The 23,141-nt window shown below is 71.5% G+C and carries 21 protein-coding genes and 3 pseudogenes; 10 read left to right on the forward strand and 14 right to left on the reverse strand.

Annotated features, from left to right (window positions below):
• The first annotated feature begins 37 nt into the window (after window positions 1-37).
• Window positions 38-715 carry a molybdopterin-dependent oxidoreductase gene (locus AC3IYJ_RS36235; RefSeq protein WP_489403035.1) on the forward strand — a complete coding sequence of 226 codons (678 nt, stop codon included), beginning with the start codon at window positions 38-40 and terminating at the stop codon, window positions 713-715.
• Window positions 699-1,460: a cytochrome b/b6 domain-containing protein gene (locus tag AC3IYJ_RS36240; protein ID WP_489398753.1), complete on the forward strand. Its 762-nt coding sequence runs from the start codon at window positions 699-701 to the stop codon at window positions 1,458-1,460. The genes AC3IYJ_RS36235 and AC3IYJ_RS36240 overlap by 17 nt, the downstream gene beginning before the upstream one ends.
• Here the strand turns inward: AC3IYJ_RS36240 and AC3IYJ_RS36245 are convergent.
• Window positions 1,423-1,896, reverse strand: coding sequence for a MarR family winged helix-turn-helix transcriptional regulator (locus AC3IYJ_RS36245; RefSeq protein ID WP_489398754.1), 474 nt, complete (start codon window positions 1,894-1,896; stop codon window positions 1,423-1,425). The two genes, AC3IYJ_RS36240 and AC3IYJ_RS36245, sit on opposite strands and share 38 nt — an antisense overlap.
• A gap of 127 nt (window positions 1,897-2,023) precedes the next feature.
• On the opposite strand from AC3IYJ_RS36245, the gene AC3IYJ_RS36250 reads away from it, so the two are divergent.
• Window positions 2,024-2,434: an organic hydroperoxide resistance protein gene (locus tag AC3IYJ_RS36250; RefSeq protein ID WP_371619311.1), complete on the forward strand. Its 411-nt coding sequence runs from the start codon at window positions 2,024-2,026 to the stop codon at window positions 2,432-2,434.
• 76 nt (window positions 2,435-2,510) lie between these two features.
• Here the strand turns inward: AC3IYJ_RS36250 and alc are convergent, their stop codons facing one another.
• Window positions 2,511-3,686: an allantoicase gene (alc, locus tag AC3IYJ_RS36255; protein ID WP_489398755.1), complete on the reverse strand. Its 1,176-nt coding sequence runs from the start codon at window positions 3,684-3,686 to the stop codon at window positions 2,511-2,513.
• A gap of 251 nt (window positions 3,687-3,937) precedes the next feature.
• Between alc and AC3IYJ_RS36260 the strand changes: the two genes are divergently transcribed.
• Both AC3IYJ_RS36260 and AC3IYJ_RS36265 read left to right on the forward strand, forming a co-directional pair.
• The gene (locus tag AC3IYJ_RS36260; protein ID WP_489398756.1) at window positions 3,938-5,017 is read left to right on the forward strand and encodes a hypothetical protein; all 1,080 of its coding nucleotides are present in this window, start codon (window positions 3,938-3,940) and stop codon (window positions 5,015-5,017) included.
• 8 nt (window positions 5,018-5,025) lie between these two features.
• Entirely contained in the window at window positions 5,026-6,825 is a 1,800-nt protein-coding gene (locus AC3IYJ_RS36265; RefSeq protein WP_489398757.1) for an Ig-like domain-containing protein, read from the forward strand.
• An 81-nt stretch (window positions 6,826-6,906) separates the two neighbouring features.
• On the opposite strand, the gene AC3IYJ_RS36270 is transcribed toward AC3IYJ_RS36265, so the two are convergent.
• Window positions 6,907-7,671, reverse strand: coding sequence for a dienelactone hydrolase family protein (locus tag AC3IYJ_RS36270; RefSeq protein ID WP_489398758.1), 765 nt, complete (start codon window positions 7,669-7,671; stop codon window positions 6,907-6,909).
• A 115-nt stretch (window positions 7,672-7,786) separates the two neighbouring features.
• On the opposite strand from AC3IYJ_RS36270, the gene AC3IYJ_RS36275 reads away from it, so the two are divergent.
• Window positions 7,787-8,980, forward strand: a complete 1,194-nt coding sequence (locus AC3IYJ_RS36275; RefSeq protein ID WP_489398759.1) for a cytochrome P450 family protein — start codon at window positions 7,787-7,789, stop codon at window positions 8,978-8,980.
• 136 nt (window positions 8,981-9,116) lie between these two features.
• The gene (locus AC3IYJ_RS36280; protein WP_489398760.1) at window positions 9,117-9,455 is read left to right on the forward strand and encodes a hypothetical protein; all 339 of its coding nucleotides are present in this window, start codon (window positions 9,117-9,119) and stop codon (window positions 9,453-9,455) included.
• Window positions 9,456-9,524: 69 nt separating this feature from the next.
• Here AC3IYJ_RS36280 and AC3IYJ_RS36285 read toward each other — a convergent pair whose 3' ends face one another.
• Both AC3IYJ_RS36285 and AC3IYJ_RS36290 read right to left on the reverse strand, forming a co-directional pair.
• Entirely contained in the window at window positions 9,525-10,355 is an 831-nt protein-coding gene (locus AC3IYJ_RS36285; protein WP_489403036.1) for an IS5 family transposase, read from the reverse strand.
• 90 nt (window positions 10,356-10,445) lie between these two features.
• Window positions 10,446-10,775, reverse strand: coding sequence for a hypothetical protein (locus AC3IYJ_RS36290; protein WP_489398761.1), 330 nt, complete (start codon window positions 10,773-10,775; stop codon window positions 10,446-10,448).
• A gap of 562 nt (window positions 10,776-11,337) precedes the next feature.
• Here AC3IYJ_RS36290 and AC3IYJ_RS36295 point away from each other — a divergent pair.
• Window positions 11,338-11,732, forward strand: a pseudogene (locus AC3IYJ_RS36295) (TSUP family transporter); the annotation flags it as partial.
• Between the two features lie 66 nt (window positions 11,733-11,798).
• On the opposite strand, the pseudogene AC3IYJ_RS36300 reads toward AC3IYJ_RS36295, so the two are convergent.
• A pseudogene (locus tag AC3IYJ_RS36300) lies at window positions 11,799-12,092 on the reverse strand (DDE-type integrase/transposase/recombinase); the annotation flags it as partial.
• Between the two features lie 1,150 nt (window positions 12,093-13,242).
• On the opposite strand from AC3IYJ_RS36300, the gene AC3IYJ_RS36305 reads away from it, so the two are divergent.
• Together AC3IYJ_RS36305 and AC3IYJ_RS36310 are read left to right on the forward strand one after the other, a co-directional pair.
• Window positions 13,243-13,461, forward strand: coding sequence for a cold-shock protein (locus tag AC3IYJ_RS36305; RefSeq protein ID WP_489398762.1), 219 nt, complete (start codon window positions 13,243-13,245; stop codon window positions 13,459-13,461).
• Window positions 13,462-13,544: 83 nt separating this feature from the next.
• The gene (locus tag AC3IYJ_RS36310; protein ID WP_489398763.1) at window positions 13,545-13,763 is read left to right on the forward strand and encodes a hypothetical protein; all 219 of its coding nucleotides are present in this window, start codon (window positions 13,545-13,547) and stop codon (window positions 13,761-13,763) included.
• Window positions 13,764-13,847: 84 nt separating this feature from the next.
• Here the strand turns inward: AC3IYJ_RS36310 and AC3IYJ_RS36315 are convergent, their stop codons facing one another.
• The 8 genes and pseudogenes from AC3IYJ_RS36315 to AC3IYJ_RS36350 form a co-directional block, all read right to left on the reverse strand.
• A complete protein-coding gene (locus AC3IYJ_RS36315) occupies window positions 13,848-14,120 on the reverse strand; it encodes a hypothetical protein (RefSeq protein WP_489403071.1) in 273 nt (90 codons plus the stop codon).
• Window positions 14,066-14,985 (reverse strand): annotated as a pseudogene (locus AC3IYJ_RS36320) (ISAzo13 family transposase); the annotation flags it as partial. The gene AC3IYJ_RS36315 and the pseudogene AC3IYJ_RS36320, both read right to left, overlap by 55 nt.
• A gap of 42 nt (window positions 14,986-15,027) precedes the next feature.
• On the reverse strand, window positions 15,028-15,213 hold the full coding sequence (locus AC3IYJ_RS36325) for a DUF6381 family protein (RefSeq protein WP_489398764.1): 186 nt from the start codon (window positions 15,211-15,213) through the stop codon (window positions 15,028-15,030).
• An 85-nt stretch (window positions 15,214-15,298) separates the two neighbouring features.
• The gene (locus tag AC3IYJ_RS36330; protein ID WP_489398765.1) at window positions 15,299-15,895 is read right to left on the reverse strand and encodes an HPP family protein; all 597 of its coding nucleotides are present in this window, start codon (window positions 15,893-15,895) and stop codon (window positions 15,299-15,301) included.
• 191 nt (window positions 15,896-16,086) lie between these two features.
• On the reverse strand, window positions 16,087-16,923 hold the full coding sequence (locus tag AC3IYJ_RS36335) for an NPP1 family protein (RefSeq protein WP_489403037.1): 837 nt from the start codon (window positions 16,921-16,923) through the stop codon (window positions 16,087-16,089).
• Window positions 16,924-17,046: 123 nt separating this feature from the next.
• The gene (locus AC3IYJ_RS36340; protein WP_489398766.1) at window positions 17,047-18,327 is read right to left on the reverse strand and encodes a serine hydrolase domain-containing protein; all 1,281 of its coding nucleotides are present in this window, start codon (window positions 18,325-18,327) and stop codon (window positions 17,047-17,049) included.
• Window positions 18,328-18,468: 141 nt separating this feature from the next.
• Entirely contained in the window at window positions 18,469-18,882 is a 414-nt protein-coding gene (locus tag AC3IYJ_RS36345; protein WP_489398767.1) for a cytidine deaminase family protein, read from the reverse strand.
• Between the two features lie 90 nt (window positions 18,883-18,972).
• Window positions 18,973-23,043, reverse strand: coding sequence for an nSTAND1 domain-containing NTPase (locus tag AC3IYJ_RS36350; RefSeq protein WP_489398768.1), 4,071 nt, complete (start codon window positions 23,041-23,043; stop codon window positions 18,973-18,975).
• Window positions 23,044-23,141 lie beyond the last annotated feature (98 nt).

Raw genomic sequence — 23,141 nt, forward strand, 5'->3', positions numbered from 1 at the left:
CGACCCCGACGGCCGTGGTGTCCCCGTCGGCCGACGGCTGGTCCTCGGCATGGTGGGGCTCGGCGCCCTCGGCCTGGCCGCCGGGCCGCGACTCCAGAGCGGGTTCGACGCCGTACTCGGCGCGGCCGCGACCAAGGACCCCACCGGTCTCACCGGACTGCTGCCGGGCGGCGGCGGGTTCCGCTACTACTCCGTCACCTCCTCGGTCCCCGAACGGGGCCCGGCGGACTACCGGCTCACCGTCGACGGCCTGGTCGAGCGCCCGGCCACGTACACCCTCGACGCACTGCGCGGCCTGCCGCAGACGCGCGTGGTCCGCGACGTGCAGTGCGTCACCGGCTGGCGGGTCCCCGGCACTCCCTTCGAGGGAGTCCCGCTCTTGCGTCTCCTGGACGCCGCCGGCGTGCGGCCCGAGGCCCGCGCGATCCGTTTCACCTGCTTCGACGGCGCCTACACCGAGAGCCTCACCCTCCCGCAGGCGCGCCGCGAAGACGTCATGGTCGCCCTGAACATGCAGGACAAGCCGCTCAGCCACGCACACGGCGGCCCGGTCCGCCTCTACGTGGCGCCCATGTACTTCTACAAGTCGGCCAAGTGGCTGTCCGGCATCACCCTCACCGACGAGGTGAAGCCCGGCTACTGGGAGGAACTCCGCTACGACGTCGACGCCTGGGTCGGCAAATCGAACGGACGCGAAGATGCCCCTACGGTCTGAACGCGGGGGCGGCGAAGGCAGCGAAAGCGGCGAAAGCGGCGCGAACGGGGCGGGCCCGGCGGGCCGGGCCCACCGGGTGCGCCGCTTCACCACCGCCGAGCGCTGGATCCACCGGACCACCGCCGCCCTCGGAGGGCTGTGCCTGGTCACGGCCGGTTGCCTCTACCTGCCGCCGCTCGCCGAACTCGTCGGCCGCCGCCACCTGGTGGTCACCGTCCACGAGTGGTCCGGTCTGCTGCTCCCGGCCCCCTTCCTGCTGGGGCTCGTCTCCCGGGCCTTCCGCGCCGACCTGCGCCGGATCAACCGGTTCGGCCCGCACGACCGCACCTGGCTGCGGTCCGCGCTGCGCCGCGACCACCGGCGAACGGCCCGCCCGGCGGGCAAGTTCAACGCCGGGCAGAAGCTCTACGCGAGCTGGAGCGCGGGGGCGGCCCTGGTGATGCTGGGCACCGGCCTGCTCATGTGGTTCACCGGCCTGGCCCCGCTGCCCTGGCGGACCGGCGCGACCTTCGTCCACGACTGGCTGGCCATCGCCCTGGCCGTGGCCGTCGGCGGCCACGTCATGAAGGCCCTGGCCGACCCGGAAGCCCGCCGGGGCATGCGCACCGGCTCGGTGGCCGCCGACTGGGCGCGGCGGGAACATCCCCTGTGGCGCCCGCCGCCCGCGACTCCCGCCGTGAGTGCCCCCGCTGCTCCCGGGCAACGGCCTACTCCTGCGGAACCGCCGCGTCCAGGGCGGCGGTGAGCCGCCGCAGGCGGTCCTGGAGGTCCTTGATCTCGCCGAGTTCGAAGCCGGTCGCCGCGGCGATGCGCCGGGGCACCTCGACGGCGCGGGCACGCAGCGCCGTACCGGCCGGGGTGAGGCGGGCGTGCACGGAGCGCTCGTCCGCCGTGCTGCGCTCGCGGACGATCAGACCGGTTGCTTCGAGGCGCTTGAGCAGCGGTGAGAGCGTCCCGGAGTCCAGGCGCAGGTGCTGTCCGAGCTGTTTGACCGGCATCTCCCCGTGCTCCCAGAGCACCAGCATCACCAGGTACTGCGGGTAGGTCAGCCCGAGGTCCTTCAGGACGACGCGGTAGAGGCCGCCGAAGGCGCGGTTCGCCGCGCCGAGCGCGAAGCAGATCTGGCCGTCGAGGCGCAGGAAGTCCTGGTCGGGGAGGGTGTCGCTCGGCTGCTCGGTCATACGGGCCAGTGTACTCGGGGTGCCGTGTCAGCAACTAAGTTGTGCACAACTGAATTGTGTGCCATATTGATGGAGCGAGGTCGACGACCGACGGCCCCGCCTCCGCCCCGTGAGAGGAACACCCGAGATGGACGCGATCTACACCGCCGTCGCCACCGCCAACGGACGCGAAGGCCGCGCCGTCAGCTCCGACGGCCAGATCGACCTCGCGCTGGCCATGCCCCCGGCCCTCGGCGGGAACGGCCAGGGCACCAACCCCGAGCAGCTCTTCGCGGCCGGGTATGCCGCCTGCTTCGCCAGCGCCCTCGGCCTGGTCGGCCGGCAGGCCAAGGTGGACACCAGTGAGGTCTCTGTGACGGCGGAGGTCTCCATCGGCAAGGACGGCGCGGGCTTCGGACTGGCTGTCGTGCTGCGTGTGGAGCTCCCCGACGCCCTGGCGGGCGAGACCGGCACCCTGCTGGTCAAGCAGGCCCACGAGGTCTGCCCGTACTCCCGCGCCACCCGCGGCAACATCGAGGTCGAGCTCGTCGTCGAGTAGGCCGGGCAGGCCGCGCGGACCGATCGGTTCCCGCGGCCCGTCCCCGGGCGCACCGCCGGAGCGGCCGTCCCCACCGTCAGCCCGCCGTGCCCGTGGCACGCGCGGCGCGGGCGGTGAGGGCGGCCGCTCCGGCGTCGGTCAGGCCGCCGTGCAGGCGCAGCCGGGCCATGCCGCCGTCCGGGAAGACGTCGAGCCGGGCGTGGGTGGCCAGGACCGGCGCGGCGAGCGGCAGCCGGTGCGGGCTGTCGGGCTCCAGGCGCGTGCGCGGGAGCACCTCGCGCCACTCGCCGTCCGCGCCGTCCGCGCCGTCCGCGCCTTCCCCGCCGTCCCCGCCGTCCGTGATGCCGGTGACGTCCTTGACGGACAGGGACACCCAGTCGGCCGCGTTCCCCTTGAGGTTGGCGGTGTCCACCTCCACCGCGCGGATCTCGCACTGCCCGGCGAGCCGGTAGGAGATCCAGTCGTTCCCCTTGTCGCGGCGGCGCCGGGTCTCCCATCCGTCGTCCTGCTTCTGCGACAGGCCGGGCATGATCGTGTTGCCGGGGGAGGAGTAGAACCCGTCCGAAGCGTCCTCGACGGCCCCGCCGTTGACGACGCAGGCCACGTCCACCGTGCCGAGCAGGGCCAGCCACGCCGGATCGGGCAGCACCTCCCCGTGGACCCGCAGCCGCGCGATGCCCCCGTCGGGGTGCTGGGTGACCCGCAGGTGGGTCCAGCGGCGCTCGGATTCGACCTCGATGCCGTTGGCGGCGTGGCCGCGCACGGGGGTGCGGGGCACGATCTCCACCCAGGCGTCCTTCCGGGCGAGCAGCTCGGCCACCGAGGGGGTCCCCTCGAAGGCGGCGGCCTGAACGCTGACCTGCTGCGGGTAGTTGCCGCGGAAGTGTGCGGTGTCCACGACGATCCCGCGGACGACTCCGGGGGCGCCGAGCCGGATCAGGGCCCAGTCGTGGTCGCTGTCCGTCGGGAAGGGCTCCTCGGCACCGGCCCCGCGCCGCCGCCGGGTCTCCCAACCGTCCATGGTCTTGCCCTTGTTGCCGTAGGAGTGGACGTCGAAGACGGCCGGGGTGCGCAGCAGGAGGTTCTCCCGATCGGCGAAGAACTCGTCGTTGGCGGCGACGACCCCCGCTCCGAGGCGGCGGTCCGCGAGGTCGGTGAGGTGGGAGAAGGGGAAGGTGCCGCCCCGGTAGTCGGCGTAGGGGTCACCGGAGACGTAGGGCGCGGCGGCGAAGTCGGTGGTCTCGACATGCATGTGAAGGGCCTTCTTTCCTTGTAGGGGAAGGGAGTTGGGGGTTGATGCCTCGACTCTCGCCCATCCTGATCACTCAGGTCCATCGATTGTTTTTGATAATTCCTTTCAGGATTGCTGAAAGATGCAGCCGGCGACCGCCTCCGGATTCAATGCGGCATCTGCCAGGTGAGACAGCTGGTTCACCCAGTAGATGACCGGCAAAAGGACTGTTACAGTCCGCATGCGCGACTCTGGATGAGGGAGAAAATTTCATGGCAAAGACAGTTCTGCGGCGCGCCGTCGCAGGAAAGTCACTGGTCGTCGGCGCCCTGCTCGCACTCCTGGTGCCGGCCACGGCCTACGCCAACACCGTGGGCGTCACCGTCAAGACCCCGGGTGCCACCGCCGGACCCGCGGCCACCTTCGCCGAGATCTCCACCCACGCGGACTGTTCCTCCGGCCTCATATCCGGCGGTGGCATCAACCAGGCCATCGGCACGGGAACGTCCTCCAACGGCAACAAGGTCAACGGCACTTCGCCCAGCTCCGACGGCAGCACCGAGTACCTCGGCTCGACCGGCGTCGTCGGCACCGACGTGACCCACTGGCTGGGCATCGGCGGAAGCGGCGGAGCGGTGAACGCCTCGTTCTCCAGCACCCCTTACGCGATGTGCTTCACCAGCAACCTGATCAACCACACCCAGGTGGTGATGAACAAGGTCGCCGGCCCCATCTCGGCCTCCACGGTGGGCCTGGTCACCGCCACCTGCCCGGCCAACACCCGCCTCCTCGGCGGCGGTGCCCGCATCACCCCGGCCGACGTCGGCAGCCTCAAGCCGATCGCCTCCTTCCCCACCTTCAACAACGCCGGGCACGACTACGGCAAGAAGGCGGCCGCCGACGGCGAGACGAACCCCGACTCCTGGACCGCGGTCGGCTGGAACGGCGGGGGCGGCGGCACCGACAACACCACGTACGCCTACGCGATCTGCAGCGGCAACAACATCAACATCAGCGGCACCACCGTGAAGGTCCGCTTCAACGAGGTCAGCGGCCCGACCTCGGCGACCGCGGGCGCGACCCTGACGGCCGCCTGCGGCGGCAACGACGGAAAGCTCATCAGCGGCGGCGCGGCCATCAGCGGCGGCTCCGTGACGACCACGGACTTCACCGGGCCGGGCTCGCCGGGCGACCACCTCAACGGCAGCTTCCCCAGCGACTCCGGTGGTACCCCGGTCGGCGACGGGGCCACCACGGCCGCGTACTGGACGGCCTCCACGCACACCGGCGGCGGCAGTTCCCCGAACACCTACTCCGAAGCCTGGGCACTGTGCGCCAACGACGGAGTCTGAGCCGCCCGATGACGAACCATGAGAGCACCGCGAAGATGACCAGGAACATGACCGGGAACATGACCGGGGCCGGACCCGGCCGCAGCCCGTACGCCGTCTCCCGGACGGCGGTGGCCCTCGGCGCGGCCGGCCTCCTCGCCGCCCTGCTGGTCCCCCTCACCGCGGCGGCCGACCCGGTGGACGCCACCGCCGGACCCTGCGGCCCGGCAGGAGCCTTCACCAGCTCCCCGCCCACCTGTACGTACGCCACCGCGGGCACGGACGTCTTCACCGTCCCCGCGGGCGTCAGCACCCTCACCGTCGACCTGTACGGGGCCGAGGGCGGCAGCGCGGCCGGATACGTGGTCCCGAGCCCGCCGAACGACGGCTCCCCCGGCGGCCTCGGCGGCCGGACCCGCGCGACCCTGACCGTCACCCCCGGCCAGACCCTCCAGATCACCCGGGGCGGAGTCGGCAGCTCCGGCACCTCCCGGCACGGCGAGTACGCCCGGGTCGGCGGCTTCGGCCACGGCTCCGGCGGCGGCGGCGCCCACGGCGGAGGCGGCTCAGGCGGCGGCGCCACCGACCTGCGCACCGGCGGCTTCGGCCCGGCCGAGCGGATCCTGGTGGCCGGCGGCGGAGGCGGCGCCGGCAACGGCGGCCCCCTGCTGCACGGCGGCAACGGCGGCGGCCCCGCCGGCGAGAACGGCGGCGACGGCGGCGGCCCCGAAGGCTCCGGCATCGGCGGCACCGGCGGCACGCAGACCCAGGCGGGCACCGGCGTCCGGACCAACCCGGTCGGTGCCGGCGGCGGCAACGCGGGCGACATCGACCAGAACACCGGCCTGCCCAACCCGGGCAGCGGCGGCACGGGCGGCAACGGCGGCCGCGGCGGCAACGGCGGCGGCGGCGGTGGCGGCGGCTGGCACGGCGGTGGCGGCGGCTCCGGCGGCGGCAACCCGGGCAACCTCTACGGCGCGGGCGGTGGTGGCGGCAGCGGCTACGCGGCCCCCGCGGAGGCGGGCGTCTCCGAAGCCGGCCTGTTCCCCGGCGTCCAGCACGGCGACGGCAAGGCGGTCATTTCGTTCCGCTTCGCCACGTCGACCTCGCTCGTCGCCGACACCTCCACCCCGCTGTTCGGGCACGCCGCCGCCCTGACGGCGACCGTGGATTCGGCGAACCCCCTCGCGGCCACCCCGGGCGGCAGCGTCACCTTCTCGGACGGGACCACCCCGCTCGCGACCGTTCCCCTCGAAGCCGGAAAGGCCACCTTCAGCACGAGCGCGCTGCGTCCCGGCCTCCACCCGATCAGCGCCTCGTACACCCCGGACGCCGACCACACGGCGAGCGCCACCGGCCAACCGGCCGAGGTCACCGTCGGATTCAGCCGGCCCTGCATCACCACCGCCTCCCACGGCCCGCTGACCGTGGCCGCCGGACAGTCGGTCTGCATCGGCTCCGGCGGCAGCCAGACCGGCCCGGTGACGGTCCGGCCCGGCGGCGCGCTGGCCGTGTCGAACGGGCAGATGGCCGGCCCGGTGTCCGCCGACGGGGCGCTCGCCGTCTCCATCTGCGGATCGAAGCTGACCGGCACGCTGAGCGTCCGGACCACCAGCGGCTCCGTGCTGATCGGTGCGGGCCCCGACTCGCAGGTCTCCGACTGCGCGGGCAACACCATCACGGGACCGGTCTCCCTGGTGGGCAACACCGGAGGCGTGGAGCTCTCGGCCGACCGGGTCAGCGGCCCGCTGAGCTGCGAGGCCAACGCCCCGGCGCCGCACGTCAGCGACGTCACCGTCCTCGGACCCCGGTCCGGCCAGTGCCGATGACGGCCTGACGGGCGGAGCCCCGTAGGCCGTGGGGCGGGGAGGCGGCGGACACCGCCTCCCCGCCCCACGAACCGGGCGTCGTCAGAACGTACGGTCCAGTAGCGCGAACAGCTCCGCCCAGTGCCGTTCGTCCGCGGCGGCGTCGTAGGAGACGGTATCGGCCAGGGTGAACCCGTGCGGCGCACCCTCGTACACCTGTGCGCGGTGGCGGACACCGGCCTCGGACAGGGCCTTTTCCAGCCGGTCGATCTGCTCGGCGGGCAGCGACGGGTCCTGGTCGGCATGGCCGAAGTACAGCTCCGCCGTGATCCGGTCCGCGAGCAGGTGCGGGCTGTCGGCCGCCTCGGTGGCCAGGAGACCTCCGTGGAACCCGGCCACGGCGGCCACCCGCTCGGGGTAAGTGCCCGCCGTGAGCAGACCCAGCCGGGCACCCAGGCAGTACCCCACGATCGCGGCCGGCCCGGCGGCGACCAACGGGAAGCCCGCCAGCCAGTCCAGATAGGCCGGCGCGTCGCGCACCACGAGTTCCGGGGTCAGGGAGTCCAGGACCGGGCCGACCCGGTCGAACAGCTCGGGCTGGCGCTCGAAGTCGACGAACTCGGGCAGCTCGAACACCGGTGTGCGCCCGTGACGGTAGAAGAGGTTGGGCAGCAGGACGACGTACCCCGCCGCGGCGATCCGGTCCGCCATCGACTTGATGTGCGGACGCACCCCGAGGGCGTTCATGTACAGCAGGACCCCGGGATACGGGCCTTCGCCCTCCGGTTGGACCAGGTAGGCATCGGCCGTGCCGTCCTGAGTGGTGATGTCCACGGTTGTCCGGCGTACCTCGTGTGCGGTGGTCATGGCCGTCCCCCTCTTTCGTATGGCAGGGGCGGCAGAATACCGTGATCGACGAGTCATACCAGAGTGTCCGGAAATCGCCCCCTCCGTGCGTCAACTGCCGCTTTACTGTTGTCCGATGCCAGTAGTGGACATCAGTGCCAGTGCCGAGGACTTCAACGCCGACCCGTACTCCTACTACGCGAGGCTCCGCGAAGCGGGACCGGTCCACCAGGTCGTCGTCTCCGCCGACGAATACGAGCCGAGCTGGCTCGTCGTCGGCCACGAGGAAGCGCGCCAGGCCCTCAACCACCCGGCCCTGTCGAAGGACTGGAGCAGCTCCGGGAACTTCCCCGAAACGCTCGTCGCCGCCGTCAACTCCAACATGCTGGAGTCGGACCCGCCGCGCCACACCCGGCTGCGCCGACTGGTCGCACGGGAGTTCACCGGCCGCCGGGTGGAAGGCATGCGCGCCCGCGTCCAGCAGATCACCGACGGACTGCTCGACGCCATGGCCGCCCGGCCCGAACGCGCCGCCGACCTGATCGAGACCCTGGCCTTCCCCCTGCCCATGACCGTGATCTGCGAACTGCTCGGCGTCCCCGACCTGGACCGCGACCGCTTCCGCGCCTGGTCCAACGCGGTCGTCGCCCCCGCCCCCGGCGCTCCGGACAACACCGCGCACCAACAGCTCGGCGCCTACCTCACGGAGCTCATCGACGCCAAGGCCAAGGAGCCCGGCGAGGACCTGCTCAGCGCGCTGATCCGGACCCGCGACGAGGACGGCGACTCCCTCTCGCACGACGAAGTGACCGGCATGGCCTTCCTGCTGCTGGTCGCGGGCCACGAGACCACCGTGAACCTGATATCCAACGGCGTCCGTGCCCTGCTCGCCCACCCCGCCCAAATGGCCGCGTTGCGCGCCGACTTGGACGGACTGCTCGACGGGGCGGTCGAGGAGATGCTCCGCTACGACGGCCCCGTGCAGCACTCCACCTACCGATACGCCCGCGAGGCCCTGGAGATCGGGGGGACGGCCATCCCGCAGGGATCCACCGTGCTCGTCTCCCTGGCCGGAGCCGACCGCGACCCCGCGCGCTTCGCCGAGCCCGACACCTTCGACATCCGCCGCGCCCCCCAGGGCCACCTGGCCTTCGGGCACGGACTCCACTTCTGCATCGGCGCCCCGCTGGCCCGCATGGAGGGCCGCATCGCGATCCGCTCCCTGCTCGAACGCTTCCCCGACCTGGCCGAGGACCCGGCGGCCGGACCTCCCGCCTGGCTGACGGGCAGCCTGATGCGCGGGGTCGGCAGGCTCCCGCTCCGCTGGTAGCGGGCGGCACCGGATCGTCTCCAGCGGATCTTGAAGGGGCCCCGGATCGGGGAGGGGTTCCGGCTCCGGGATAATGATCGGCGGTACGGGCAGGGCCCGCACCGCAAGCCGAGAACGACCCGAGATGGAGCCCCCGATGGACGTACGTCACTTCGAGCGGATCACCGCGTTCATCGAGGCGCGGCTCACCCCGCTCTTCGCCGAGGAGACGGGCAGCGAGAACGGTTTCGCCATGGACGACACCTCCCGCGCCCTGCGCGCGCTGCGCAACGCCGCGCTGGAGGCCTCGGTGGCCAAGGGGCTCATCGAGCAGCGGGACGCGGCCGAGCCCGCGGTGCGCCGGGTCATCGACCAGTCGGTGGAGCACCACTGGGACGTGCTGCGCGGCATCGCCCGCCAGTGGGAGGACCACGCGGACTTCATCCGCGAGTTCAAGCGCCACGCCTGGGAGCTCGACGAGGCCCCGGCCCTCTAGGGACTGTTTCTCGGATCATGTTCGGAGCCAGATGATGAGTGCTGCGAGGGTGACGGTGCCGAGGTAGATCTAGGCGCGTTTCTCGTAGCGGGTGGCGACGGCGCGGAAGCCCTTGAGGCGGTTTATGGCGCGTTCGACGGTGTTGCGTTTCTTGTATCGCTCGCTGTCGAAGCCGGTGGGGCGGCCGCCTCGGGACCCGCGGTTCTTGCGGTGCCTTTGCTGGTCGAGGCGTTCGGGGATGGTGTGCCGGATTCCGCGTCGTCGCAGGTAGCGGCGGTTCTTCCGGGAGGTGTAGGCCTTGTCGGCCAGGACATGGTCGGGCCGGGTCCGAGGCCGTCCGACGCCGATGCAGGGCACGGAGACCCGCTCCAGCACCCGCTCGAGCTGGGGGCCGTCACCGTAGTGTCCGGGTGTCAGGACGAAGGCGAGGGGCCTGCATCGCCCGTCGGCGGCGAGGTGGATTTTGGTGGTGAATCCGCCGCGGGAGCGTCCCAGGCACTCGACGATCGGACCACCTCCTCCAGCCGGACCGTCAGTTTCCGCCAACCAGATCGACCTGGTTCGTCCCCCGCTGGTTCCCCTTTTGAAGGCCTGTGGTCGCCGGTGACTTCCTCGCGCGGCGGCGTGCTGGTGGGCCCGCACCGCTGTCGAGTCCACCGACACCTCCCAGTCGATCCGGCCCGCGGCGTCCTCGGCCGCCTGGATCCGAGACAACAGCATCGTCCACGTTCCATCCGCTGACCAGCGCCGATGGCGTTTGCAGACGGTCTCCCACGGCCCGAACCGCTCAGGCAGGTCCCTCCACTGCACGCCCGTCCGGACCCGGTAGAGCACCCCGTTGATCACCCGGCGGTGATCACTCCAACGGCCCCCACGGGCACCGCCAGATCCGAGAAACAGTGCCTAGAACTCAACATCCCGGGCGGGGGCTCGGTTCATGTGCTGTGTCCAGCATGCGGTTGTCGGGCGGTCAAAGCTCCACGCTACGCATCACAAGGATTGGATGGTCAATGTGACCGTTCCATTGTCGCTGGTGAGGCCTTGAGGGCTGTTGCAGGCGTTCTGCAGCACTTGGAGATTCGGTGCGATGCTGATGCGTTGAACGCTGCCACCAAGGTATTTGCCATTGACTACCTTGCCTGTGGTGGTGGTGACGAGTGTGCCCAGGACGTCAGCGGCTGTGCTGCTCCACTCGTACCTGGTGGTTTCGCCGGTGTTCCAGGTGACGGTGGTTGATCCGGTGACGGTGGATCCGAGGAGATCCACGCATGATGCCGCAGGCAGCAGCGCGTTGGTCAGGCCTGACGTGCCGGAGATCACCGCGCCACCGCCCAAGCAGTGTCCGCTGGGGGGACCGTAGGTATTGGAAGTGTTGTAGGTGACCTGCTGCGGAGTATAGGTCAGGCCAGGGCTGTAGGTGGTCGCGTAGGTGCCTGTGCATGAGAGGACCGTTAAAGCCGTCGCTGGAGACGCCTGGAAAAGGCAGGCCGAGATGGCGATGGTGATAGTGACGAGGGCAGCGCGAATCTTTTTACGCCTTGCGGATATCTGAAAGGATACGGGTGACTTAGTTCTTGGCCGCATTACCGCAGCTCCGATCTCTCTGGAACCCCTCAATTCCCTGAAAGGATGAGAGGGGAGATGACTCTTCATCCCTTTCTCGCACTTAAAGTTGCTAGTTCCCTGACGCCAGTCTCCCTTGCTTGCGGTGAGCTGCGGACTCCGGACCCCAGCGAAGGGCCCCGGTCGGAGTCTGGATGGTGCGGTAAACCCCTCCAGAACCATCCGGCTATGCCAACTCGCGTGTGTCAAAGGCTAGCCTCGCCGATTCAGTTGGGGCTGGTGGGTGGCTGAGCGAGGTCGTTTGAGGCCGTGTCGGCCGGTGGAGCGGACGATCTGGGCCGGTTTCACCGCCGGGCTGCTGATCTCGACGGTGACCGCGCCGGTGGGTGTGCCCGGGCCGGTCTGCCTTCTCCCGGTTCAGATCAGCGTTCCCGGCGCGCCCAGTCCAGCCGTCACTCCGACGAACCTGTTGTTCAGCGTGGTGGCCGGGCACGGGGTCCTGTGGCGCCACCGCCGTACCGGCGCTCTGCGCGGCGGACTGGCCCGGTGCCTGGTCTTGCGGACCCTGCCCGGCGTCGTCACCGGCCCCGCCATCCGCGTCTTCGCCCTCTCCGGCCCGGCGTCCTCCGTATCCTCGTCGCCACCTTCCTCCTGCGGCTGGGGACCTGGCTGTGCTGGCGCACCCTGCGCCCCGCCCGCCACCGACCGCACCCCGATACAGCCGTCAGCACCTGCAGGCACACCGCCTCACGGCACCACGAGCACGGGACCCCTGCCCGGTGATGACGGGAGTCTTTGTGCCGATCCGGCGGACTGGAACCCCCTTCAACGCGCGTTCACGCTGCCTCGTCGACTGGTGTGAGTACTCCGCCCGGTCTTCAGGCCCTCGTGGGAGTGGTGCTCCCCCGAGGGCATCACCTCATGGTGCGCGGCGCCGCAGGAGCGGAGCTTGTCCGTGACGACCACCCGTGGCACCGGCCGCGCGGTCTTCAGCAGCCGGCGGAAGAAACGCCTGGCCAAGGCCTTGTCGCGAGGGTGCTGGACAAGGATGACGTCAGTGTCGACGACCCGCCACGAAACAAGAACGGGTCGGCTATCTCAGTCTCAGTCACGCGATCTTGCCTCTCCGACGGACGGGTCCAACCGGACCTGCGTCAATCGTCAGATCACGGGCTTACTCGACTTCCCGGACAGATCCCCCGCAGACCCACAGCACCGAAGTTTTTCCTGTCGGAGCGAGGGGGGTTGCAGGGGTGGTGACTTAGAAGGCGTTAATGGCCCGTGTTGGGCTGGCTTCCTTTTCGTCTGTTTGCTTCACAGAGAGTGGGCGTGCCGGATGTTCGTCAACGGTGCTGGTTCAGGGTCGCGGCTGGATCCGAGCGTGGAGATGGCTGCGGGTCGGGCTGATGCGTCGCGCTCTTCGCTGGTGGGAGGCTCACCAGTGTGGCGGCGCATCCGGAGAGTGTGCTGCTGGCGCCCTGCTCTGGCCTTGGCGCGCCGATGGGCACCACTCCGCAGAATGGGGCGGAGACAGGTGCTACGCCGCACGTTTCGGGCATTGTTCCCGCCCCGGTTCCAGGCGGGTACCGCCAACCACGCACGGTGGCAGGACATGGTCATCGCGGGCAACTTCCTCATCTGCCGGGACCCAAATGGCGACCGTGGCTGCCTGCAAGGGCGGTGTGGCCACCTTCGCGCCGGCCGCTGTCACCTTGAAGACCGACGGCATCTCCAGCGAACCGATCATTCGAACTTTCAAGGACGAGCAGGGCCCCGACCGGTGCCGCGCCGTCCTGCTTCGGAGTGCAGTGCTGCAACTGCCTTCAAATGTCTCCACGGTCCGGTGGTGGCGGCCGTCGTTGCCCGCGATGGTCCGGAGGCCTCCGTCTCCGCCACCATCACCTCTTGAGAGGGCCGGACGGAAACTCCTATCGAGATCGACGGTAGCTCGACAGTTCCACCTCAATTGTGTTCTGGTGCGGCGCGGTAAACCCGGGCTCAGGGGGAAGTGAATTCCATCACCGCGAGCTCCCGGTTAGGCGTGTTCGAATACTTGAGGCGCAAGGGTAAAGAATTCGCCCAGGGGTTGGATGTTCGGGAAGTATTGGATGTACGGTATGGGTTGTTGTATCTCATCTGTCCATCTGCTCTCTTATTTTGACCCCTGCCGACCTTCCGGCCGCAACCGGCCGACAGGTCAGCGGGGTCGACCCCGGGAGGGGCCATGACTCAAGCCACCATTAAAGGCGTCGTTAAGTGGTTCAATTCTGAAAAGGGATTCGGGTTCATCACTCCGGACGACAAAACCGCCGATGTCTTCGTTCACTACTCGGAGATTGCGGGAGAGGGCTTCCGTTCCCTGGAGGAGAATCAGCATGTTGAGTTCAGCGTCGAGAAAGGGGCCAAAGGGCTACAGGCGGTGAATGTTACGAAACTCAAGTAATTCTGGCCGACCCGCAAGCTGGAGGTGTGTGCCTACGTGGGCACACCTCCGGCACGGCTGGTGAGCGCTCCAAGGAGGACGCCATGACCGACCGGCATACCTTAACCATCCTCGACTGGCATGACGACGGCTCATCCACCTCATCTTTCTGGTACGTAACCACCGAAGAAAGCGAACAGGTGCGCAGCCTCCTGGAGCGTGCTCCGCATACAGAGGGCGTCGTCACACCAGACCAGGCGGACGAAGCCAGAACTATCACCCGGCAATGGCTCACCTTCAAGAACGAAAACCCCGCCCCTTAGTACTCCAGCCGGACTCTGGCCCGCATTCGTGCTTCGCGCTCTGGAAGCACTCCTCGATCTTCCACCGGCAGCCAGTGACTCGGATCAGGTCCTCGACCGTGGCTCCAACGGCGCGCATGCGAGGCAGTGGGGGATCTCGTCGGGCCTGTGGATGCTGCGGCGGGCCGACATCCAGCGCTGCCGGACCGGTTCGTCGCCGTCGAACTCCCAGACCGAGGGCAGACGAGCTGCCGCCCAGTCGTGGACGCGCTTGCCCTTGGCGTCTTGGGCTGCGGAAAGACGCCGCCAGGCCTCGGGCGGATCCTGGCCGACGCGGCGGTCGGTGTGCGGACCGTGGACCTGTTGGGACTTGGGCACCGCCCGACATAGAAGAGGCCGGTGTCCTCGAGGAAGCGCCGGAAGATGCGGTTCCACTTCGACGTGCCCGGCGGCAGTGTGCAGACAGTCACGGCCAGGCCGCTCTGTTCGGCGAACGCGGCGAGCTCGTCTTGAAGGACCTGCGCCGGTAGCCGTTGGACCCGCCGGCGTCACAGGTGATCAATGGCCGTCCGGCCTGCGGATAGGTGTCCCGGCCGATCGCGGTCCGCCAGCGGCGCAGGGACTCCACGGCGAACGCGGCGGTGTCGTGGTCGACCCCGACGTTCACCCAGCCGGTGTTCGCCGACACGTCGTAGACCCCGTAGGGGATCGCCTTGCCCAGGGTCTCGTCGGGGAAGTCGTGGGTGCGCACCGGGACCGGCTGCCCGGCGGGCGCCCACTCGGTCCCGGCGTTGCGGTACTCGCCGATCAGCTCCTTCTTCTTGGTGTCCACCGTCTTGGCGTTGCCCTGCAGGCTGAAGCCCTCCACGTGCAGGAGGCCGGCGACCGTGTCGGCCGAACAGCGGTGACCGGCCGCGGTCAGTTCGCGGGACAGATTCCTGGTCGACTTCGTCGTCCAGCGCAGCGGCGACATCGGGTCCCCGCGCATGTCCGGCTCGACCAGCGCCAACAGTGCCGGAACCAGTTCCGGGTCCAGATCGGACAGCTTCTTGCGACCACCACCCGGGCGCCGGACCCGGCCGCTCGGCTCCACAGCCGAATCCAACTCGTCCACTCCGCGGGAGACGGTGCCCGCACGCATCCCGGCAGCCCGAGCCACCACCCGGATCCCACCATGCCCCAACGATCGGGCCTCAGCCCCGGCCGCCAGACGGCGCTGTCGCTCGTCCAGGTGGGGAAACAGCGCCTAGGCCGAAGGAGCCCGAAAGAGGCCGAAGGAGATGGCCTAGCGCAGGTCCATGCCCGGGTCGTCGATGACGCGTTCCTGCTCGCTCTGCTCCTGGAGGCGGCGGGCCTTGTCGCGCAGCCTTCGGCTCTCGTCGGGGTCGGTCGACCGCGCGGCCGCCTCGTTGAGCTCCTGGGCCTTGTCGCGCAGCTGCCGGGACCGGCCGTGGGACTCGCCTGCACTCATGTTCACTCCTGCGTGCCGTGGGGATTCAGCGAACCAGCCGCAGGCCCCGAGCGCATCTCGAGCCGTCGCGTACGGTGACGAACCGCTACCACCAGTACGCGGGATACCTCGGGGCCTTGCGGCGCACGCGCGAGGCCGCGTACCCGGTGAGGACGAGCAGCACGGTCGAGCCGAAGAGCAGCGGGACGAAGCGGGTCGCCACCGGGCTCTGGAGCACGACCACCACGGCCGTGGCGCAGGCGGGGGAGTGCGGGGTGCGCGCGGCCATCACCAGGGCCAGCGTGACGCCGGCGGCCACCGCGGCGGCCCAGGCGCTGCTTCCGGCCGCGGCCAGGACGCCGTAGCCCACGGCGGCCCCCAGCATGTGACCGATGACCACCCCGCGCGGCTGTGCCAGCGGCAGCGTGGGGGCGCTGTGGATCAGGGCGGCGCTGGCGGCCAAGGGGGGTATCAGGATCGGCTCGTGGAGCATGGCCCCGATGCCCACCAGCGACAGCAGGACCGTGGTCGCGGCGCTGATGCTGTGGATCGCGGCGGCGGCCGTCGGCCGGGCGGGAGCCCGGCCGGCGATCGCCCGGCGGCGCGGCGATGCCGGGCCCGTGGCCGGGCCGTCGGCAGGGGCTACGGATGTGGCCGCGGGCGTGGCATCGGGGGCGGGTGCGGAGTGGAGCGCGGTACTCATTCTTCGGCAGGTGGTTTCCGGGCAGGGCGGCCGTCGGCCGGGCAGGGCGGGGGCGGAAGCCATCGGGGCGGCGACAGGTTCCGCGAGGAGCCTATCCGGCGGCCTGCCGCGCGCCGGATACGGGTCCCGCGACGGCCGCCCGGCCAGCCGGCCGGACCCCCGGACGGTCAGCCGGTCAGCCGGTCAGCCGGTCAGGCGTTCGGGTCGAAGGCGATGCCGGCCGGCTTGGCCTTGGCGAGGTGGGCGTTGAACTGCCCGTCCTTGATCCCGAGGAGGGCGCTGCCGAAATCGGCCTGGCTCAGCTTGTCGCGCAGGCCCGCGGGGTAGCCGTTCCAGCCGACCAGCGTCGGGAACTGCCAGGTCCCCTTGTGGTTCTCGGGCGGCTCGTCGTTGGAGTTCGCGGCACGGAAGCAGTGCGTGCCGATTCCGTCCTTGTGGTAGACGACCTTGGGGTGGGTGCCGTCGAAGCGCATCTGCGAGCGGTCGTGGACCACGAAGTTGCCGTGTGCGGAGGTCGAGACGTAGGCGACCTGGTTGTTCTGGACCCACACCACGACGTGCTCCCAGTCGTGCCGGTGCCCGGCGCTCCCGGGGCCGAGCGAGACCTGGTCCTTCTCGAAGTAGAGCGCGTACATGATCGCGCACCAGCCGTTGTTGCACTTCTCGCGCGAGTACCCGTTGGTGTTGTCCAGGTCGGAGAGGTCGCGGCAGTTGCCGTTGACGTCCCCGCCCAGCTTGAGGCCGGGGGCGATGGTGCCGTCCGGGCCGATGGCGGGGCTGGAGTAGCAGCCGTCCCGGTCGTAGTCGAAGGCCGGCTGGAAGGTCTGTTCCAGCCCGTCGGCGTTGCCGGGCAGGGCCCGGGGCGGAGCCGCGTAGGCGGCGGTGGGGAGGGCGAGGACGAGGGCTGCGGCCCCCGCCGTGGCCGCGAGCAGGGTCCTGCGGGTCCGCCGGGCCGGGCGGACCGACCCGGACCGCTTCGCGGCCGAGCCGTCTCCTCCTGCCGTTGCCGTCGCTCTCGGCATGGCCATCGTCATCGCGTCCTCCTCATCGGTCGCACGGGCAACACCCGTACGGGAATGCGGAGTTCAGCTTCCCGGGCTTCCGCCCCCCACACCAGGGGGACGGAAGCCTGCCGTGGCCGGGAATCGCCGTCAGCGGCGCTCGGGCAGATCCGCCTCGGCCGGGGCGAGCGCGAAGCCGCGTACGGCGGCGGGGCCGTCCGAGCCGGAGACGGCGGCCGGACCGGCGGGCCGCTTGCCGCAGAAGGCCGCTTCCAGGGTCCCGCCCAGGGCGGTGTTGGCCTGGCCCCGGTTGGAGGTGTTCGCCATCGCGGACAGGCCGCGGCTGCCGTCCCGGGTGGTGAAGGTGTACGTGTAGAAGCCCTGCACCGTGCCCGTGTGGCCGTAGACCTGGGTACCGCACGAGAGGTCGTACCGGCGCAGTCCCAGCCCGTAGAAGCGGGTGTTGGTGGCGTCGGTCGGGGTCATGGTGAGCATGGCGTCCAGCGTGCCCGGTCGCAGCAGCTTGCCGCGGACCAGGGCGGACGTGAAGGTGCTGAGATCGGCCGCGTTCGAGATCATCGCGCCCGCGGACTGCGCCCAGGACACGGTCTGCTCGGTGGAGTCGACCAGCGGCGCGCCCTCCTCGTCCGGGTGGAGGTAACCGTTGACGTGCAGGCCCTTGATGGCCGTGCCGGGGTGGACGTAGGAGGTGTCGCGCAGCTTCAGCGGCTTGATGATGCGGCGCTCGTACTCCTTGGCCACGGGCTTGCCGGTCAGCTTCTCGATCAGCATGCCCACGACGACGAAGTTCGTGTTCGAGTACCGGTACGCCACGCCGGGCTCGGTGGTCCTCGGTTCGGCGAGCGAGAGGCCGACGAGCTCCTTGTACGTGAACACCTTGTTCCGGACGGCCTCGAAGCCGGGAACGGTGTGCTCGAACATCGCGTTCGTGTAGTCCGCGAGGCCGCTGCGGTGGCTCAGCAGGTGGCGCACCGTGATCCGGTCGTCGGGCAGCAGGCCCGGCAGGTAGCTGTTGACCGGCTTGTCCAGCTCGATCTTGCCCTCGTCCACCAGCTGGAGCAGGACGACGGCGGAGAACGTCTTGGTGACGCTGCCGATCCGGAAGCGGGCCTTGGGATCCATGGCCGCGCCGGTGCTCCGGTCGCGGACCCCCTCCACCCGGGTCTGGACCCCGCCCGGACCGGTGAAGCGGGCCATCGCGCCGGGCGCTCCGGCCGCCGTCGTATTGCGCAACGCCTGCGTCAACGCGTCCAGATCGGGCGCGACCGGACCCGGTGCCGCCGGTCCGGCTACGGAGACGGGCGCCGCGGTGGCGGCCTGCGCGGCGGTGGCCGGCAGCACACCGCCGGCGATCGCGGCGAGCAGAGTGGCGCTGACGGCAAGACGTCGCTGGTGGGACGAAAGGCGCACGTTGGTCCTCGACTTGGTGGGAAAGGGTGCAGATGGGCAGGGTAAGGCCGTTTCAGAGCCTACAAACGATCATCGGCGGGTAGGCGCGCATTTCGGCCAATCTGCACCCCGAACCGGGATGTCCCCCACCCGGGGGCCCGTCTACTCGGCGTCGAGCTGGTGGTCGGCCCAGACGTAACTCGCCGGCAGCAGGTCGGTGATGAGGACGCTCCGGACGCCGTCGCCTTCGCCGACGATGACCTCGATGGCGGGGAAGTAGTCGAGAAGGACCTGGCGGCACCGGCCGCACGGCGGAACGACCCCCCGCTCGCGGTCGCCGACGGCGACGATCGTGTCGAGCTCGTAGGCGCCCTGGGAGGCTGCCGCGCCGATGAGGACCAGCTCGGCGCAGGGGCCGCCGGTGAAGTGGTAGGCGTTCACCGCCGTGACGATCCTGCCGTCCCGGGTGCGGGCCGCGGCCGCCATGGTGTGGTTGTCGCCCCGGCAGCGGGTGCGCGCGACTTCGGCCGCTGCCCGGACGAGCTCGTGGTCGACGGGGCGGAACTGCGTGGTCATGTTCTCTGCCTTCGTGAGGTGTCGGGCGACGTTGCCCCGCGCGCGGACGGATGCGCAAGCGGATATCGGCGGGGCGCGCCTGACGTCGTCTCAGCCGCCGCAGGCGTCCGCCGGGCGGTCCAGGGTTGCCGGGGGCAGTCGCATGCGGCAGATTTCCGCCAGGCGGGTCGCGGGATCCGGGTTCCACAGGCGGACGGTGCCGTCGTTGCTGCTGCTCGCCACCGTGCGGCCGTCGGGGGAGTAGGCGACGCCCCACACCGCGTTGGTGTGGCCCGAGAGGGCGGCCCGGAGCCGGTGTCGGGGCACGTCCCACAGGCGCACCGTGCGGTCGTTGCCGCTGCTCGCCAGGGTCCGTCCGTCGGGGGAGAAGGCGATGCCGCGCGCGGATCCGGTGTGCCCGGTCAGGACGGCGGTGTCGCGGCGCCGGGCCGGGTCCCAGAGCCGGACCGTGCCGTCGTTTCCGCTGCTGGCCAGCGTCCGTCCGTCCGGGCTGAACGCGACGGCCCGTACCGCTCCCGCGTGCCCGGTGAGCACGGCCGGCGGGTGGTGCCCGGTCAAGTCCCACAGCCGTACGGTCAGATCGTCCCCGGCGCTGGCCAGCGTCCGCCCGTCGGGGCTGAAGGCGACGTCGTTGGCGAAGTCCGTGTGTCCGGTGAGCGTGGCGAGGGCCCTGTGGGTGGAGGGGTCCCACAGCCGTACGGTGCCGTCGGCGCCGGCCGAGGCCAGGGTCCGGCCGTCCGGCGAGAAGGCCACCGAGAACACCGTCCCCTCGTGCCCGGTGAGGGTGGCGAGGGCGCTGCGGGTGGTGGTGTCCCACAGCTGTACGGTGCCGTCGGTGCCCGCCGAGGCCAGGGTCCGGCCGTCCGGCGAGAAGGCCACCGAGAACACGGTCTCGGTGTGTCCCCTGAAGGTTTCCAGGACCCGGCGCGCGGCCACGTCCCACAGCAGCACCGTGTGATCGGCGTCGGCGGTGGCCAGCAGTCTCCCGTCGGGGCTGTACGCGGCGTGCCAGACCTCGGTGAAGGGACGCGCCGTCAGCACCGGCCCGCGCAGGTCCCACAGCACCACGGACTGATCGAACGCGGCGGTGGCCAGCAGTCCTCCGGCGGGATCCACGGCGACCGCGAGCACGTAGTCGGTGTGCCCGGCGAGGATCGCGGCGGCCCGGCCGCCGCGCAGGTCCCACAGCCGGGTGGTGCCGTCGCCGCCCCCGCTGACCACGGTGGTGCCGTCCGGCGTGTAGGCCACGGAGTTGACGTCGTCGCTGTGCCCGGCCAGCGTGGAGACCGTCTCGTGGGTGGCCGCGTCCCACACCCGTACGGTCCGGTCCGCGCCGCCGGAGGCGACCGTCCGCCCGTCCGGGGCGAAGGCCACGCCCAGAACCTCGCCGGTGTGCCCCTCCAGCACGGCGAGCGGGAGTGCCCGCGCCGTGTCCCACAGGCGTACGGTCCGGTCGGCGCCGGCCGAGGCCAGGGTCCGGCCGTCCGGCGCGTAGGCCAGCGCGTAGACCCGTCCGGTGTGCCCGGTCAGGGTGGCGACCTCGCGGTGCTCGCCGGCGGGATCGCGCAGCTGGACGGTCCCGTCCCCGGTCGCCACCGCGAGGGTCCGGCCGTCCGGGGCGAAGGCCACCGCCCTGGCTCCCGTCGTGCTCGGGGGCAGCACGGCCGCCGGGCCGGCCCCGCTAGTGGCCCAGAGCCGGACCGGGCCGTCGGTGGAACCGGCCGCCAGCGTCCGCCCGTCGGGGCTGAAGGCGACCGTACGCACCCGGCCGGGCGCGGTGAACACCGCGAGGGTCCGTCGGTCGGACACACGGCGCAGCAGGACCTTCCCGTCGGAGCCGGCCGTGGCCAGCAGGGCGCCGCCGGGAGCGAAGGCCACAGCGTTGACCGGGCCGCCGTGCCCGCCGAGCCGGGCCAGGAACGGCTGGGCCTGGGTGCTGAGCAGGGCGCCGCGTGCCTCGGGGGTGGCCTCGGCACGGTACGCCTCGGCGGCGAGCCGCATCGAGGCCTCGGGCTGTCCGGCGGCCAGCGAGAGGGACCGTGCGGCGAGCGCCTGCGAGCGGGCGGTACGTTCCTGGCCGAGCGCCCCCGCACGCTGCTGGTACGCCACGCCGCCCGCGGTCAGCGCCAGCAGGAGCAGGACGACCAGGGTGGCCAGCATCCGCTGCTGCAGGCGGACTTGGAGCCTGGCCCGGCGGAGCAGGCCGTCCTCCGCGGCCCGTCCGGCCCGGAGGAACTCGGCCTCCCGGGGTGCCAAGGGGCCGCAGCCGTCGAACTCGTCGGCCCGGGCGCGGGCGGCGGCGAGGCGGGAGCCGCGGTAGAGGAGCGACGGGTCGCGGCCCTCGCGCACCCAGTCGTCGGCCGCCTGGGCCAGCTGCTGGCGGGCGAGGAGCGCGGCCCGGTCGGCGTGGATCCAGCCGCGCAGCCGCGGCCAGGCGTGCAGCAGGGCCTCGTGGGTGATCTCGATGGTGTCGCTGTCCGTGGTGATCAGCTGGGCCCGGACGAAGGCGTCGAGGGCGGCCGCGGTCCGGCCTGTCGCGTCCTGTTCCAGCAGCGCGGCCCGGCCGACGCGGCGCCGGGCGGGCCCGGCCCCGTCGGCGATGTGGACCAGCCGCACCAGGAGCCTTCGGACCGCCTGTTGTTCGACCGGATACAGCCGGGCGAAGACCTTCTCGGCGCGCTGCGCGACGACTCCCCGGACACCGCCCGCGTGCTCGTACCCCGCGACGGTCAGCGTGGAGCCCTCGCGCCGCTGCCAGGTGGCCATCAGCGCGTGGGACATCAGGGGCAGGGCGCCGGAGGGCGTATCGCCGGGCCCGGCGTACGCGTCGGGGCCCGGCGCCGCGACCGGCCCGGCGCCCGCCCCTGCGGATGGTCCCGCACCCGGACCGCCGCCCGGACCGCCGCCCGGACCCGGCTCCGGGCCCGCGTTCGCGGCTGTCCGCGAAGGATCTCCCGAAGGAGCCGCGGTGCCCTGAGGGACGGCCTGCTCCGCGCCTTCGCGTACGCCCGCGTCCCGCAGGAGCAACGACACCAGCCCGGGTTCCAGGGTGAGTCCGGCCAGCTCCGCCGGGCGCGTGATGGACTCCCGCAGCTCCGCCACGGACATCGGGGGCAGCACGAAGGGTCCGGCGGCGAAGGCGGCGGCCAGCTCGGGAAGGTCGAGACAGCTCGCGGAGAAGTCGGCCCGTACCGCGAGCACCACGACGGCGGGGTCGTACCCGGTCACCGCGGGCCGGGACCCGGCCACGGCGCAGAGCACCCTGACGAAGGCCTGGTGTTCGTCCTCGTCGGCGCAGAGGGTGAAGAGCTCCTCGAACTGGTCGACGATCAGCACCGGGCGCACGGTCGGCAGATGACGCGTGGCACCCCCCGGCCGGAGCCCGCCGGACTCCGGTCCGGCCCCGGCGTTGGCCCCGGCCCCGTCCGACAGCCGGTGGACGGCTTCGAGCAGCAGCTCCGGCCGGGCGCGCAGCATCTCCGGGGTGATGCCCGTATCACCGCCCACCGCCTTGGCTGTCGCGTCGAGCAGCTCCCGCAGCGGGTGGGCGGTGGGGGTGAACCTGACGACGGGCCACCCGGCGGCCCCCGCGACCGGAAAGGCGCCGCGCCCGAGGGCCGGTACCAGACCGGCGCCGAGCAGCGAGGACTTGCCGACGCCCGATCCGGCGAGGAGCAGCAGCGGCCCGTGGCCGAGGCGCTCGTAGGCCCGTTCGACGAGGGCGGCCGTGGCGCGCTCCCGGCCGAAGAACCACCGCTCGTCCTGCGGGGTGAAGGCGGCCGGGCCGCGGTACGGGCACGCGCGCTCCGACGGCGGCCCGGAAGGCGGAGCCGGCTCCTCGCGCCGGGCGGCGCCGGTGCGCGCCGTGGCCGGGGGCTCGGCCGCCTCGGTCTCCGGTACCAGCCGCAGGAGTTCGCCCCCCGCCCCCAGGACCCGGTCGCAGCTGCGCGCGACTTCGGCGGTGACCGGCTTGACGCCGGTCTCGATCTTGCTCAGATAGCCCTTGCTGTAGTGCGTGCGGCGGGCCAGGTCGGCGAGCGAGAGGCCGCGCTCCACCCGTAGCCGCCGCAACTGGGCGGGAAAGGGCGGCACGGTGTCTTCGGCCGGATCGTGCGAGGTGTCGTGCCGGCCGGTGGTTCGTCCGCGGTCCGGATCCCCCAAGGCATCCCCCATGGCACAGTGCGCCCAGGTCGTGAGAGCGGATGCCCAGGCTAGCGCGGGGGTCGGACGGCCTACCGGCCATTCGTGCGGCGCGGCGT

The sequence above is a fragment of the Streptomyces sp. GL_140 genome (assembly GCF_057834465.1).